The organism is Mesorhizobium sp. M7A.F.Ca.CA.001.04.2.1, from assembly GCF_003998485.1.
In the GTDB taxonomy this organism is placed as follows: Bacteria; Pseudomonadota; Alphaproteobacteria; order Rhizobiales; family Rhizobiaceae; genus Mesorhizobium; species Mesorhizobium ciceri.
The window spans coordinates 19,739-32,622 of record NZ_RZQT01000040.1 but is presented as its reverse complement, the minus strand read 5'-3'; the positions used below and the strand labels follow the sequence as shown (position 1 = coordinate 32,622).

General features: G+C 63.5%; 11 protein-coding genes. 9 read left to right on the top strand and 2 right to left on the bottom strand.

Going from position 1 to position 12,884, the window contains the following annotated elements:
- Positions 1-9 precede the first annotated feature (9 nt).
- From recO to EN955_RS15210, 8 genes are all read left to right on the top strand, one after another.
- On the top strand, positions 10-786 hold the full coding sequence (gene recO, locus EN955_RS15245) for a DNA repair protein RecO (protein WP_024503064.1): 777 nt from the start codon (positions 10-12) through the stop codon (positions 784-786).
- Positions 783-1,301, top strand: a complete 519-nt coding sequence (locus EN955_RS15240; protein ID WP_013532579.1) for a PaaI family thioesterase — start codon at positions 783-785, stop codon at positions 1,299-1,301. The genes recO and EN955_RS15240 overlap by 4 nt, the downstream gene beginning before the upstream one ends.
- An 82-nt stretch (positions 1,302-1,383) precedes the next feature.
- Complete coding sequence (locus EN955_RS15235) at positions 1,384-4,134, top strand: DUF2339 domain-containing protein (protein WP_024503063.1); 2,751 nt, start codon at positions 1,384-1,386, stop codon at positions 4,132-4,134.
- A gap of 174 nt (positions 4,135-4,308) precedes the next feature.
- Entirely contained in the window at positions 4,309-4,827 is a 519-nt protein-coding gene (locus EN955_RS15230; RefSeq protein WP_013532577.1) for an RNA polymerase sigma factor, read from the top strand.
- Positions 4,824-5,612 carry an anti-sigma factor gene (locus EN955_RS15225; RefSeq protein ID WP_024503062.1) on the top strand — a complete coding sequence of 263 codons (789 nt, stop codon included), beginning with the start codon at positions 4,824-4,826 and terminating at the stop codon, positions 5,610-5,612. Before EN955_RS15230 ends, EN955_RS15225 begins: the two co-directional genes overlap by 4 nt.
- A 309-nt stretch (positions 5,613-5,921) precedes the next feature.
- On the top strand, positions 5,922-7,028 hold the full coding sequence (locus EN955_RS15220) for a peptidase C39 family protein (RefSeq protein ID WP_013532575.1): 1,107 nt from the start codon (positions 5,922-5,924) through the stop codon (positions 7,026-7,028).
- Entirely contained in the window at positions 7,025-8,488 is a 1,464-nt protein-coding gene (locus EN955_RS15215; RefSeq protein ID WP_024503061.1) for a RimK family protein, read from the top strand. The genes EN955_RS15220 and EN955_RS15215 overlap by 4 nt, the downstream gene beginning before the upstream one ends.
- A gap of 31 nt (positions 8,489-8,519) precedes the next feature.
- Positions 8,520-8,780 (top strand): DUF3303 family protein, encoded by a 261-nt coding sequence (locus EN955_RS15210; RefSeq protein WP_244514281.1) that lies wholly within the window; start codon positions 8,520-8,522, stop codon positions 8,778-8,780.
- A gap of 18 nt (positions 8,781-8,798) precedes the next feature.
- On the opposite strand, the gene EN955_RS15205 is transcribed toward EN955_RS15210, so the two are convergent.
- Positions 8,799-9,710: a LysR substrate-binding domain-containing protein gene (locus tag EN955_RS15205; RefSeq protein WP_024503060.1), complete on the bottom strand. Its 912-nt coding sequence runs from the start codon at positions 9,708-9,710 to the stop codon at positions 8,799-8,801.
- A gap of 112 nt (positions 9,711-9,822) precedes the next feature.
- On the opposite strand from EN955_RS15205, the gene EN955_RS15200 reads away from it, so the two are divergent.
- Positions 9,823-10,713 carry a fatty acid desaturase family protein gene (locus EN955_RS15200; protein ID WP_024503059.1) on the top strand — a complete coding sequence of 297 codons (891 nt, stop codon included), beginning with the start codon at positions 9,823-9,825 and terminating at the stop codon, positions 10,711-10,713.
- A gap of 11 nt (positions 10,714-10,724) precedes the next feature.
- On the opposite strand, the gene EN955_RS15195 is transcribed toward EN955_RS15200, so the two are convergent.
- Positions 10,725-12,866, bottom strand: a complete 2,142-nt coding sequence (locus tag EN955_RS15195; protein ID WP_024503058.1) for an EAL domain-containing protein — start codon at positions 12,864-12,866, stop codon at positions 10,725-10,727.
- Positions 12,867-12,884 lie beyond the last annotated feature (18 nt).

The window sequence follows — 12,884 nt, the reverse complement described above, 5'->3', positions numbered from 1 at the left end:
GCTCCTGAAATGGAATGGCGCGACGAGGGAATCATTCTCGGCACCCGCAAGCATGGCGAAACCAGCGCCATTCTCGAGGTGCTGACGCGAGCGCATGGCCGTCATCTCGGCCTTGTTCGCGGCGGCCGTTCGCGCAAACAGCAGCCCGTCCTCCAGCCCGGCAATCGCGTCGACCTGTTGTGGCGTGCGCGCCTTGATGAACATCTCGGCACGTTCCAGGCCGAAGCGATCGAGATGAATGCTGCCCGGTTGATGGACAGCGCCGTCGCCGTCTACGGCTTGCAGACCATGGCCGCGCATCTGCGCCTGCTGCCCGAGCGCGACGCGCATGAAGGTCTCTACGAAACGCTTGCCGTAATGATCGTCCATCTCGACGATGCCGACATTGCCGGCGAACTGGTGGCGCGTTTCGAGCTTCTGGTGCTGGACGAACTCGGCTTCGGCCTCGATCTCAGCCAATGCGCCGCCACCGGCACGCGACAGGACCTGGCCTATGTTTCGCCGAAGTCGGGACGCGCGGTATCGCGCGAAGCCGGTTTGCCATGGCGCGACAGGATGCTGGCTCTGCCGGCCTTCCTGCAGCGCGGCTCCGGCCTGCGCGCGGATGCGGCTGATGTCGACGACGCCCTCCGGCTCACCGGCTTCTTCTTCAACCGCCACGTCTATGAGCCGCGCGGCATCGAGCCGCCGGACGCTCGTACCGGCTTCCTCGCCGCCTTGCGCAAACATCACGCACGCGGCAAGGCCATAGCTGGCGAGGACGCAGCCAGAGAAATCCTCACATGAGCGAAGTCGAACTTTATCCTGGCCGGGTCTCACCGCTCGGCCTCGGCACCATTCCGCACGCCGACATCCTGAAATACACCGGTTTGGAATTGCTGCAGCGCATCGTCGACGGCAAGTATCCGGCGCCGCCGATTTCCTTCCAGCTGAATTTCACTCTCACCGAAGTCTCGGAAGGGCGCGCTGTCTTTCGTGGCATGCCGAGCGAGCGCCATCTCAACCCGCTGGGCAGCGTGCATGGCGGCTGGGCGGCGACGCTGCTCGATTCGGCACTGGCCTGTGCCGTGCAGACGTTGCTCGAAAAGGGCGAGGCCTATACGACGGCGGAGTTCAAGGTGAATTTGACGCGTCCCATCACGCCGAAGACCGGCGAAGTGGTCTGCGAGGGCAGGGTTGTTCACAAGGGCCGCACGTTGGCGGTGTCGGAAGCGACGCTGAAGGATGGCGGCGGCAAGCTGCTGGCTTTCGGCACCGAAACATGCTCGATCTTTCCGGCCGCCAATCTGGCGGCGCGCTGAGTTTTCTGGCCGCTTGGCCGCCGCATTTGAATGTCAGTACGACGAATGTCAGTGAAAACTGGCCTGGTTTGGGGGAACCGCCATGTTTGAAAGCCTGATTGGCCTAGTCGCCATCATCGCCTTGTTCGTCATCATTTCGCGCCAGCAGAGCCGCATCGGCCTTGTCGAGCGCGAGCTTGGCGCGCTGCGCAGCCTTGTGCTCTCGGGAGCCGTGCCGCCTGCGGCCAAGCCGTCCGAACAGGCGGTGGCCGACAACGTGCCCGCCGATGTGATTCCAGCCGTTGCGGCAGCGGCCGACATTCCCTCTCCAGCGACAAGCGAGCCGGTCGCCGCACCGGCGCCAGCCACGGAAACGGAAGACTCGACCGGCGAGATCGTGTCCGGGCCGTGGACCGCTCCAGAACCGGCGCCGAAGGCGGTGGAACCCGCGGAGCTTCCCGGAGCGACGAAAGCCGCCCGCCAATCCGATGTCGAAACCGCGCTCGGCACCCGCTGGGCGGTCTGGGTCGGCGGCATCGCCCTGGCGCTGGGCGGTCTGTTCCTGATCCGCTACACCATCGAAGCCGGCATTTTCGGCCCCGGCGTACGGCTGACCATGGCCGGCGCGCTCGGCCTTGTGCTGGTCGCCGGCGGCGAGTTCATCCGCCGCACCGGCTTCAAGATGCCCGTACAAGGCGCCGCGGGCGCCTATATTCCGGCGATCCTGACAGCGGCCGGTGCCTTCATCCTGTTCGGCACCGTCTATGCCGCGCATGGCATCTACGGCTTCATCGGCCCGGCACTCGCCTTCACGCTGCTCGGCGTCATCGGCGTGGCGACGATCGCGGCAGCCCTTGTCCATGGCCAGGCGCTGGCCGGCATCGGCCTTGTCGGCGCCATGGTGACGCCGGTGCTGGTCGCCTCGCAGGCACCCAGTCCCTGGGCGCTGTTCGGCTATCTCGCCATCGTGCTTGCCGCCACCGGCGTCATCGCCCGCATGCGCGACTGGAAGTTGCTGATGGCGGCTGCCTTTTTCGGCACCGGTGTCTGGACCATTCTCTATATGACCGATGCGCCGGGGGCGAACCTCTCTGCCATCCTGTTCATCGACGCCGTCACGCTGGCCGTGCTCGCCCTTGTCTGGCTCGCTCGCCGTGGCGACGAAACCACGCCAGACAGGGCTTTCGACTGGCCGTCCATCGTGCCTGGCCTGTTCGTCGCATTCTCGGCACTGGGCCTGTCGGTAGACCCGGCCTTTGCTGCCGCCGGCTATGCCTTGCCGGGCGCGGTGGTGATCGCCGCGATGGTGGCGGTCACGCTTTATCGTCCGCTGGCGCTGCCGCTCCTCTATGCCGCGGGACTGGTCACGGTGCTGATCTATCTCGGCATTATCCCGCCAACCTCGATCGCTTCCGATTTTTCGGGCGGCGCCTTGGGCGTCGACGGACTGCCGGTGGCCACGTCCAACGCGCTGACCTTGCGCATCGGCATCGCACTCGGCCTGGTCTTCATCGGCGCCGGCTTCTGGGCCGCGCGCCGGTTCGCCGCCGGGACACAGATACGTGCAGCCTCATGGGCGGCGTGGGGCGTCATCGTCCCGCTGGTCGTCCTGCTGGCGCTCTGGTTCACTTTCGGCAATCTCGACCGTGACCCTGTCTACGCCGCCGCAGCGGCACTGCTGGTCGTCATTTTCGCCGCCGGCGGCGAGTGGATCGCGCGGGCCGAGGAGCCGCCGCTCAAGGGCGGCATCGCCGTGTCGTTTGCCCTGGGCGGCGCGGCCATCGCCGGGCTGCTGCTGATGCATATGGCTTTCGATTCCGGCTGGACCACCATCCTGCTCGGTGCGGCGGCCATCGTGCCGGCGCTGGCCACGCGCTGGCGCGTCTATCCGGTGCTCGGCTGGATTTCGGTCGGCGCGGTGATCGCGGTGCTTGGCCGTGTCGCCTTCGACCCGACCATTGTCGGCGCCGGGTTCCTGTCGACGACGCCGGTGTTCAACTGGCTGTTGCCCGGCTACGGCGTGCCGGCGCTGGCCTTCGGCTTTGCCGCCTGGCAGCTTGCGCGCACAACGAATGGCCGGCCGCGCCTTGCCATGGAGGCGGCAGCGGCACTGTTTGCGCTGCTCACGCTCGCCATACTGGTGCGCCACGCCATGCACGGTGGCGTCATCGACACGGGTGCCATGACGCTCGCCGAACAGTCGATCTACACCCTGATCGCCATCGGTGCCGGCGCAATCCTGGTCGCTATCGACATGCGCTCGCCAAGCTCGGTGCTGCGCTATGGTTCGATGGCCGTCGGCGTAATCTCCGTCGGCTTCATCGTCATCCGGCACTTCGTGGTGCTGAACCCGCTTTTCACAGACGAATCGACCGGCCGTATCCCGGTGTTCAACCTGTTGTTCCTCGCCTATCTCCTGCCGGCGGTCGCCGCCGGGGGACTGGCGCTCTACGCCAGGGACAAGCGGCCAAAATGGTATGCGCAGATGCTGGCCGTGGTGGCTGCCGCGCTTGCCTTCGCCTATGCCACGCTGTCGGTGAGGCGCCTGTTCAAGGGCGAATTCATCGGCCTGTGGAGCGGCCTCGGCCAGTTGGAAACCTACACCTATTCGGCGCTCTGGCTGGTTATCGGCGTGGCGCTGCTCACCGCCGGCGTCTGGCTTAAATCGCAGGTGCTGCGCATTGCCTCCGCCGCGCTGATCGCGATCGCCGTGCTGAAGGTCTTCATATTCGACATGTCGGAGTTGGAAGGCGTACTCCGGGCGCTATCCTTCATCGGCCTCGGCGCGGTTCTGATCGGTATCGGCCTGTTCTATCAGCGGCTTTTGACACGGGCGGCGAAGGAAAACGGATAAAGGCAAGCAAGAACAATAAGATTTCACCCCGACCGGGAATAAATCGGCCAATGGGCTCGTTATCTCATTGCTTGGGTGACCGGAGCGGCGGACCGCTTCGCGCTGGCCGCTTGCGCCGCGCCCGGAAGGCGCGTTCAATCCAGATCAACAAGGGCGACCCCGAAACCAGCGGTCATGGACGAGAAGAAGGCAGCAATCCTTGGCGAAATACCGCGCCTGCGCCGTTACGCACGCTCGCTTTTGCGCGACCGCGACGCTGCCGACGACCTTGTCCAGGATTGCCTGGAGCGGGCGCTTGTGCGGCTCGACAACTGGCAGACAGGAGAAAGCCCCCGGAGGTGGCTGTTTACGATCATGCATCATTTGTTCATCGACCAGATGCGCAAGGTGAACCGCCGCGGCGAGGCGGCGATGTTGCCGCTGGAGGCGGGCGAGGCCGTTGCCCAGCCGGCAGAGCAGGTGGAGAGTATCGCCTCGCGCGAGATCATCGACGCGTTGCAGGCGATCAGCCCCGATCGACGCGCAGCTCTTGTCATGGTTGCCATCGAAGGTTTTTCCTATGCCGAAGCCGCCAACATTCTGGGCGTCCCCGCTGGCACGCTGATGTCGCGCATTGCGCGCGGGCGTGAGGAATTGCGTGGGTTGCTGGACGATACGGCGCGTCGCCGCGCGATAAGGATCGTCGAGAAATGATCCGCCGCGACTTTTCCGAACGGGACATCCACATGGCGCTCGATGGCGAGCTGCCTGCAGACGAGCGCGCCGCTTACGACGCCTGGCTCGACGCCAATCCCGAGATGAAGGCCAGGAGCGCCCGTTTCACCGCCGACCGGACGGCGCTGCGTGCCGCCTTCGCCGGGGTGCTGGACGAAGCCGTGCCTGCGCGGTTGCGCAAGGTCGTGCTTGGCGAGGCGCCGGTCAAGGCAGCTGTGCCACGCTCGCGCTGGTGGCTTGCCGCTGCCGTGTTGCTGGTCGCCGCCGGCGGGCTTGGTGGCTACCTTGCCGGCGTCGACGGCATCGGCCAGGAGGACCCGGCGGAAGATCGGCTGGCCGAGCAGGCAATCGCGGCCCATGTCATCTATGCCGCCGAAAAGCGGCATGCCGTCGAGGTTCCGGCCAGCGACAAGGACCATCTGCAGACCTGGCTGTCCAACCGGGTAGGGTTGAAGCTGGTGGCACCCGACTTGACCGCGAACGGTTTCCAGTTGGTCGGCGGCCGGTTGCTTCCGGCAGGCGAGAGCAAGGCCGCCATGCTGCTTTACGAGGACGGCAATGGGCAGCGTATATCGCTGTTCGTCACCACGGAATCGACGGAGAATGCCAAGGGCACCTACGCCGCCACGCAAGACGGACCCGAGGCCGTCTACTGGCTGGACAAGGGCTATGGCTGCGCCGTCGTCGGCTCCTTGCCGCGCGAGCGGCTGAACGAGGTCGCCAGGAACGCCTACACGCAACTTGTAAACGGGCTGGCAAGCTGAACGGCACCGCTTTTGCCGGTGCCGTCGATCCGCGAATGCCGATCCGGCCGAAGGACCTTTGCGCCCGTCGGATCGGCGTCGGATTTGTCACAATTCGGCCCTAATCGAGGTGCGATAGCGCTTGATGAATGCCGTCGCATCGCCCCGAAAATCGGAAACGGTTTTTGGAAAAACGAGGCGAAGATTCAAGGTGGTGGAGCGGACTTCGTGCGCCCAGGTGGACGCCGGTTTTCCCAACGCCCTGGTTGGCGTCAAGGACGTGTTCGAGTAGGGCCATTTCCACCACCAATCGAGGTTTTCTGAAGCCGCATGCCTGCCGAGATCCGCACGGCCCGCGCGTCTGACGTCGATGATCTCGCCGCCATCGAGAAAGCTGTTTTCTCAAGCGACCGTATTTCCCGCCGCTCCTTCCGACTGTTCATCGAGCGTGAAACCGCCGAGACGCTGGTCGCCGAAGTCGACGGCCGCGTGGCCGGTTATGCGATCGTGCTGTTTCGCAAAGGCAGCGGCGTGGCGCGCCTCTACTCGATTGCGACCAGTCCGTTTTTCGGCGGGCTGGGTGTCGGCCGCATCCTGCTCGGATCCGCCGAAGATGCCGCCTTCGAGCACGACCGCATGATGCTGCGTCTCGAAGTTCGCGAAGACAACAGCCGCGCGATCCGCATCTACGAACGGGCCGGTTATCGCAAGATCGGGCGTGAGCCCGGCTACTATGAGGATGGCGAAACGGCACTTCGCTACGAAAAAACCTTGCGTGGCGACATTCCGATCGCCACCAAGGTGCCGTTCTACCCGCAGACCTGCGAATTCACCTGCGGTCCGTGCTGCCTGATGATGGCGATGGCCAATTTCGATCGCGGCTTCGTGCCGGATCCGGTCATGGAAATCCGCCTGTGGCGTGAAGCGACGACCGTCTTCATGATGTCGGGTCCCGGCGGTTGCGAGCCGTTCGGCCTCGCTGTCTCGGGCTACGAGAGCGGGCTCGCGGTGGAGATCTACGTCTCCTTCTATGGCGCGCTGTTCCTGCAATCGGTGCGCAGCGAGGACAAGCGCAGGGTAATGGAACTGGCGCAGGTCGACTTTCGCCGACGCGCGGAACTTTACGGCATCCCGGTGAATTACCGTGCATTCACAATCGACGATATCCGCGCTGCGATCGCTGGGGGAAAGCTGGTGCTGGTGCTGATCAGCGGCTTCCTGATGTTCGGCAAGAAGGTGCCGCACTGGGTGCTGGCGATCGGCGATGACGGCGACCATATCCTGATCCACGACCCTTGGGTCGAGGATGAAAGGCAGGAGACCATCCTTGATGCAGCCAACATTCCCGTGCCTTACGGCATCTTCATGAACATGGCGCAGTTCGGTCGCGATGGACTGCGGGCCGCCATCACTCTGGGAAAGCGTGACAGACAATGACCTGGGTCATCCTTACCGGCAGGCAGAGCGATCTCGACCAGGTGGCGACACCGCACAAGATCATCACCAACCGCGACTATCTCGCGCATCCGTCATTGTTTCGCGGCCAGCGGCCGAAGGTCATCAACCTGTCGAACAATTACGCCTACCAGAGCCGCGGCTACTATGCATCGCTGCTGGCAAGCTCGCGCGGCCACAAGGTGATCCCGACCGTCGAGACGATGATCGACCTGTCGGAACGCAAGCTCTATGAGCACGCGCTGCCGGAACTGGAACTGGCGCTCAACAAATGCCGCAAGGATCTTGGTGGCGCCTTTCCGCAAAAGGTCTGCATCTTCTTCGGCATCGGGCCGTCGAAAATCTGGGACCGTTTCGCCAAGCTGTTGTTCGATTGGTTCCGCGCACCGGCGCTCGAAGTCCACATCAAGGACAGCGCCGAATGGGCCTCGATCCGCAAGATCGGCTTTCATCCATTGGCGCGGATGACCGAGGACGAGGAAAAAAGCTTCATCCAGTGCCTGGAAACCTACACCAACCGGGAGTGGCGCGACACCAAGGGCCGCACGCCGGCGCGCTATACCTTCGCCACGCTGGTCGACCCGCATGAGGAATTGCCGCCCTCGGAGATCTCGTCGCTGCGCTATTGGGCCAAGATCGCCGAGAAGATGGGCGTCGAAATCGAGCCGATCACCAAGCGCGACCTGGCCAAGCTCGCCAATTACGACGCGCTGTTCATCCGCGAGACCACCTCGATCTCCAACCACACCTATCGTTTCGCCCGCCGCGCCCAGCAGGAAGGCATGCCGGTGATCGACGATCCGCTGTCGATGATCCGCTGCACCAACAAGGTCTATCTCAACGAGCTGATGGCCTACAACAAGGTGCCGGTGCCGCCGACGGTGATGATCGCCGGCACCTCGGATCTCGAACTGGCGGCGCAGACGCTGGGCTTTCCGCTGGTGCTGAAGATCCCGGATTCGTCGTTCTCGCGCGGCGTCAAGAAATGCGCCAACGTCGAGGAACTGAAGACGCTCGCCACCGAATGGCTGGAGGATTCCGACCTTCTGATCGCGCAGAAATTCATTCCGACCGAATGTGACTGGCGTGTCGGCGTGCTCGGCGGCCAGCCGCTGTTTGCCGTGCACTATCTGATGGCCAAGAAGCACTGGCAGATCGTCAACCACAAGGCCAACGGCAAGCCCGACCAGGGCGGCATCAAGACCTTCACGCTGAAGGAAACGCCGGCGCATGTCGTCGAGACGGCAGTGAAGGCGGCGCGCTGCATCGGCGACGGGCTCTATGGCGTCGACCTCAAGGAGACCAAGGACGGCGTCTTCGTCATCGAGGTGAATGACAATCCCAACCTCGACCATGGCTGGGAGGATTCCGGTGAGAAGGACGAGGTCTGGGTGCGGCTGACGCAGTGGTTCCTGGAGCGATTGGACCGGCCGGGGCGGTAATTTGATCGGGGGGTAGGACATGCAATTTATCGTGATCGAGGACTTCACCGGCTGTGATCGCAAGGAGATCTATCGCCGCTTTCGCGACCGCGGCCGCCTGAAACCGGACGAGCTGCTCGTCCACCACAGCTGGATCGCGGCGGACATGAGCCGCTGCTTCCTGCTGGTGGAGGCCGATGACGTCACGCTGCTGCAGCGTTGGGTCATCGAATGGGCGGATCTGGTGGAATTCGAGATCATCCCCGTGGCGACAAACAAGGACATGGCTGAGGCATTGAGCGGGCACCTCTGACCATTGCCGCGTGTCACGTCAACGCAGTGCCGGCGAGCCGACTGCGCGCCGGCACTCGTCGATCAGCCACTGGCGAAACGCGTCCACGACATCGCGTCTGGCGCTGCGCTCCGGGATCGTCAGGCAATAGGGCTGGCGCAGCTCGACCATCTGGGCGAGGGGCCTGACAAGTAGGCCGTCCTCCAGCGCCTCGGCACAGTAGATCCCTTGCGCCAGCGCCACGCCCAATCCCGAAATGGCAAGGTCGAGTGCCGCGCGCGACGAGTTGGCCGAGAGCCCGCGCTGCGCTGCCCGGCCGGGTTCGATGCCGGCCGCCTCGAACCAGTTGTGCCACGACGGAAAGGACGCACCGGTCGGTCCCCAGCCGGTATGGATAAGCGGCAGGCTGGCGAGGCCTTCGGGTTTGATCGTGTCGGCCAGCCCGGGTGCACACACGGGATAGACCGCGTCCTGGACGATATCCTCGGTCGGGTGCTCGCGATAATGCGGCCCATAAGTGAGCCTGATGTCGATCAACTCACGGTCGAACGGCACCGGGTCATCCTCGCCTCTGAGCGATATGTCGACGGCGCCATGGCTTGAGACAAAACCAGTGAGACGCTGCGAAAGCCAACCCATGGCCATGGATGGCGGCACCGACACCACGAGGCGCGGGCGGAACGCATCGCCGCCCAGCTGGCGCGCGACGCTGCCGATCTCCTGGAAGGCCATGGTCAGCCTGGGCAGCATCTCGACGCCGGCCTCGGTGAGGACGGCGCGCCGGTTGACGCGATGGAACAGCTTGCGGTCCATCTGCTCCTCGACGGTGCGGATGAGCTGGCTGACGGCGGCGGCGGATACAGAAAGCTCTTCCGCCGCCCCCGCAAAGCTGCCTGTACGGGCCGCAGCCTCGAAAGCCTGAAGTCCTTTGAGAGAGGGAAGTACGGCCATGATCACCGAATAGATAAGTTCAGCTTATCTAAATCGCAGAAATCGTCATTTTTGGAAAGGTTTTTCATGCGCTACAGTGGATTCTATCAAATCCCAGCCTGGATCGAAGCCCGTGGATCATCGCGACGTAATTTCATCGTTGACGCAGGAGGAGCGCAACCGGCTGACCGCCAAGTCTGATGCCGCGGGCCTCGTTCAGCTTGCCGCTCATTGGGGTGCGATCGTGATCCTCGGATCGCTGATCGCCGCCAAAGTGCCGTTCTGGCCGCTGCTGATGCTGCCGCAAGGTCTCCTCATCGTGTTCCTGTTCACGCTGCTGCACGAGACGGTTCATCGCACGGCCTTTGAGGCGCAGCGGCTGAACGATGTCGTGGCGCGGGTGTGCAGCCTGGCGATCGTGCTGCCGGCGGACTGGTTCCGCTACTTCCACTTTGCCCACCATCGATACACGCAAGATCCCGACAATGACCCGGAACTGGCGTTCCCCAAGCCGGAGACATGGCGGCAATACCTCGTCCACATATCCGGCATCCCGTTATGGTGGGGCCACATCAACACGCTTTATGCCAACGCCGCGGATCGTGGTCGCGAAAGCTACGTTCCGCCAAAGGGCTATGACAAGGTGCGCATCGAGGCACGCGCCATGATTGCCTTTTATGCCGTGCTCCTTCTGCTGGCCGTCTATTTCCGGCTCTCGGTGCTTGTCTATGTCTGGATTTTGCCCGCTCTGTTGGGGCAGCCGTTTCTGCGCCTCTATCTCTTGGCCGAGCATGGTCGCTGTCCGTTCGTCGCCAACATGCTGGAGAACACCAGGACCACATTGACCAACTGGCTGGTCCGCAAGCTGGCGTGGAACATGCCGTTCCATGCCGAGCATCATGCCTATCCCGGCGTGCCGTTTCATCAACTGCCGCGGTTTCATGCGCTGATCGAGCGGCATCTCAAGGTGGTCGAGCCCGGCTATGTCAGCTTCCACGAAAAGTACATCGAGACGCTGCATTGACGATGGCCGGCCTAGCCGGTCTGGCTGTGCGGCGCCCGGGATCTCAACAGGCGCTGGATCTCGGCCGCCTTTGACGGCGCGCCGATCAGAAAGCCCTGCGCCTCGGTGCAGCCATTGCTGCGCAGGATATCGAGTTGCACCTCGGTCTCGACCCCCTCGGCGGTGACAGTGATGCCAAGCTCGGCACCCAGCCCGATGACGGTGCGAACGATCGCCGCGGTGTCGCGATTGCTCAAATCGTGGATGAACGAACGGTCGATCTTGATCTTGTCGACAGGAAAACGCCTGAGGTAGCCGAGCGACGAATAGCCGGTGCCGAAATCGTCCAGCGCGATGCGGATGCCGAGTTCACGCAACTGCCGCAGCGTCCTTAGCACCACCTCGCTTTCATCCATCAGCACGGTTTCGGTGATCTCCAGTTCCAACCGACCGGCTGGCACGCCGGAGAAAGCCAGCGCCGAGATGACGCTGCGGGCGAAGCTGCCGCTTTTAAGTTGCACGGCCGAGACATTGACCGCGACGCGCAGGCCGGCGGGCCAGCGTGCCGCCGCCGTGCAGGCTTTCCTCAGCGCCCATTCTCCAAGCGGCACGATCAATCCGGTTTCTTCGGCGACCGGAATGAAGCTGTCCGGCGCCACCATGCCACGTTCTGGGGAATGCCAGCGCATCAAGGCTTCCGCGCCGACGATCTCGCCGGAGGCGATGTTCATGATGGGTTGGAAATCGAGGTCGAATTCCTGGCGCGACAGTGCGGTCCCGAGGTCGACCTCCAACGCACGCCGTGCCTGTACCATTGCGTCCATTCCGGGTTCGAAGAACCGATACAGATTGCGGCCTTCGCTCTTCGCCCGGTAAAGCGCTGTATCGGCGTTCCTCAGCAGCGTGTCGGCGTCTCCGCCGTCGTCGGGGAAAACCGCGATGCCCAGGCTGATGCCGATATGCATCTCGCGGCTCTTGTCGCGGAACGGTTTTCCGATTGTCTCGACGATGCGCTTCGCGAGTTTTTCAGCATTGGCAATGCCCTTGAAATTGAACTGGATGATGACGAATTCGTCGCCGCCGAAGCGGGCAACGACGTCGTTTTCATTATGCAGGCAGCGCTGCAGCCGCTCGGCCACGCTCTTCAGCAGCCAGTCGCCGGCCGGATGTCCCCAGGTGTCGTTGACTGCCTTGAAGCGATCGAGATCGAGCGAGAAGATCGCCAGCGGCGTGGCCGCCGTGTCCTCCAGCGCAAGGTCGAGCCGTTCGCGAAACATCGAGCGGTTGGGCAATCCCGTCAGCGTGTCGTGATGCGCAAGATGGGTCATGCGCTCTTCGGTGCGGCGACGTTCGGTGACGTCGTCGAAGGTCACCACCCAGCCGCCGCCATCCATCGGCCGACGTGTGACCAAAACCGTCCTGCCGTCGGTAAGATGCCGATAGGCCGAATGCATTTTTGCCGCCGCCAGACAGGCTTCGGTCTTGGCGACTTCGCTGTCGACATCGATCTTCGTATAGATGCCGAGTTCCAGCAACCGTTCGAGCGCGTCGCGGTGCGTCGTTCCAAGCGGAAAGTCCGCCGGGGTGACCTTGTAGAGCTCCAGAAAACGCCGGTTGCGCACGATCATCTTGCCGTCGGCGTCATACATCAGCAAGCCTTGCGACATGTTGGCGAGCGCTGCGTCGAAGCGGCGGTGCTGTTCCTTGAGATCCTCTTGCGCGCGGCGCTGCTCGGTGATGTCTTCATAGATCGAAACCCAGCCGCCCAGAGCCAGAGGGCGGTGCGAGATGCTGACGATGCGGCCGTCCGACAGTGTTTCTTCGTAGGTCGAGGGCTTTGCCTGATCGATATAGGGCTTGCGGATGGCGTAGAGTTCGTCGGCGGTTTGCGAGGCGACGCCGATATCGACGCTGTGGCGCAGAATGTCGAGGAACCGGATGCCGGGCCTTATCACCCTGGCGTCGAGGCAAAAGATGTTTAGGTAGTTGCCGTTGCAGATGATCATCCGCTCGTCGGCGTCGAACATGCACAGGCCGTGCGACATGTTCTCGACCGCAGCCGAAAAGCGTTGGTTCTGCTCCCGCAGTTCGTCTTCCATGTGGCGGGAGCGGTCCATGCCTTCGGCCTCCCGTTTCGGGACGGCCGAACCATCCTTGGCATCAGCGACGGGCATGAGCGCGCCTGCGGACCG

Coding starts and splice junctions, on each gene's coding strand:
- EN955_RS15195 (WP_024503058.1), bottom strand. CDS start 12,866: ATGCCCGTCGCTGATGCCAAGGATGGTTCGGCCGTCCCGAAACGGGAG.
- EN955_RS15205 (WP_024503060.1), bottom strand. CDS start 9,710: ATGGCCGTACTTCCCTCTCTCAAAGGACTTCAGGCTTTCGAGGCTGCG.
- EN955_RS15235 (WP_024503063.1), top strand. CDS start 1,384: ATGTTTGAAAGCCTGATTGGCCTAGTCGCCATCATCGCCTTGTTCGTC.
- EN955_RS15230 (WP_013532577.1), top strand. CDS start 4,309: ATGGACGAGAAGAAGGCAGCAATCCTTGGCGAAATACCGCGCCTGCGC.
- EN955_RS15215 (WP_024503061.1), top strand. CDS start 7,025: ATGACCTGGGTCATCCTTACCGGCAGGCAGAGCGATCTCGACCAGGTG.
- recO (WP_024503064.1), top strand. CDS start 10: ATGGAATGGCGCGACGAGGGAATCATTCTCGGCACCCGCAAGCATGGC.
- EN955_RS15220 (WP_013532575.1), top strand. CDS start 5,922: ATGCCTGCCGAGATCCGCACGGCCCGCGCGTCTGACGTCGATGATCTC.
- EN955_RS15225 (WP_024503062.1), top strand. CDS start 4,824: ATGATCCGCCGCGACTTTTCCGAACGGGACATCCACATGGCGCTCGAT.
- EN955_RS15240 (WP_013532579.1), top strand. CDS start 783: ATGAGCGAAGTCGAACTTTATCCTGGCCGGGTCTCACCGCTCGGCCTC.